Source organism: Acetobacter musti, from assembly GCF_011516835.1.
GTDB classification, from domain to species: domain Bacteria; phylum Pseudomonadota; class Alphaproteobacteria; order Acetobacterales; family Acetobacteraceae; genus Acetobacter; species Acetobacter musti.
In genome coordinates this window covers 1-547 of record NZ_WOTB01000132.1, presented here as the reverse complement: position 1 = coordinate 547, position 547 = coordinate 1, and the positions used below count along the sequence as shown (strand labels likewise).

Annotated in this window: 1 pseudogene; it reads right to left on the bottom strand. The window is 60.9% G+C overall.

Annotated elements, in window-relative coordinates:
* Positions 1-547: pseudogene (locus tag GOB93_RS21065) on the bottom strand (IS5 family transposase); the annotation flags it as partial.

Sequence of the window (547 nt, the reverse complement as noted above, 5' to 3'; positions counted from 1 at the left end):
AGGCTCAGGACTCCTGGCCAGAACATGACGGTTTCAGCGAGACAGATGGCTGAGAAGAAGACGGTCGGGCATCTGTCGTAGCGGGTTGCGACCCGCCGCCGGTCCCTGAGCCTTCCAAACATGATCTCGATACGGTTGCGCCGTTTGTATTTCCGCCTGTCGTATCTGGCAGGTTTCCCGCGGGATCTCCATCCTGGAATGCAGGGTCTGATCCCTTTTTCCTCCAGGGCATCCCTGAACCAGTCAGCGTCATAACCCGGTCTCCCGGCAGCCATTGTGCAGCAGGAAGACCGTCCGGCAGGGCAGCGGCACCGGTATAATCACTGATCGGTCCTGCTGTCATGAAGAAGCTCAGCGGTCGTCCGTTCTGATCGGTGACGGCATGCAGCTTCGTGTTCATCCCGCCTTTGGTGCGGCCGGTCAGGCGGCCTGGATCCCCTTTTTTAGCCGCAGGCTCGAAGCCGTGCGGTGCGCCTTCAGACAGGTCGCATCAATCATGATGGTCCGGGGCTCTGCCTTCCCGGCAGCCAGCCCGTCCATCATCCGG